The following is a 614-nucleotide window of genomic DNA, read 5'->3' as shown; positions in this document are numbered from 1 at the left end:
GTATCGGGACCGGTGAGCTCGCGCAACTGCTCCTTGAAAGTGGCCTGTGTCAGGATCACTTTCGCCTGCGTATCTTGCAGCATGTATGCGAGCCGCTCCTGCGGGTAGTCCGGATCGAGCGGCACGTAGGCGCCGCCGGCCATCAGCGTGCCCATCAGGCCCACCATCAGCTCCAGCGAGCGCTCCATGTACAGGCCGACCAGGTCGTCCGCGCCGATTCCCATCGATTGCAGGTACTGCGCCAGGTAGTCGCATTTGTCGTGCAACTGGGCATAGCTGAGCTGGGCCGTGCCAAAGGACACGGCGATACTCTCGGGCGTGGCGGCCGCTTGCTCTGCAAACAATTCATGAATGCAGCGGTCGTGCGCGTATGCGCTGGCGGTCGCGTTAAAAGTATCCAGCAATTGATGCCGTTCATGCGTACCGACATACTGCAACGCATCGAGCGCGGCATCCGGCGCGGCGGCGATGGCCCCGCACATGGCGGCGAAGTGGCGGCAAAGCCGCGCTATCGTTTCCGGCTTGAACAGCGTGGTGCTGTATTCCATGATGCAGGACAGGCCATGCGGAGCTTCCGTCACCTCCAGGCTCAGGTCGAACTTGCTGATGCCCGT

At 62.2% G+C, this 614-nt stretch carries 1 protein-coding gene; it reads right to left on the bottom strand.

All coding sequences use genetic code 11. From position 1 onward, the window contains the following. Positions 1–614: AMP-binding protein (locus tag GCN74_RS28265; RefSeq protein WP_152259706.1), on the bottom strand; the 614-nt coding region annotated here is incomplete at both ends.

The sequence above is a fragment of the Janthinobacterium sp. FT14W genome (genome assembly GCF_009208755.1).
Lineage (GTDB): Bacteria > Pseudomonadota > Gammaproteobacteria > Burkholderiales > Burkholderiaceae_D > Janthinobacterium > Janthinobacterium violaceinigrum.
Note: the sequence above shows the minus strand (reverse complement) of the source record. Positions and strands in the feature narration are given on the sequence as shown.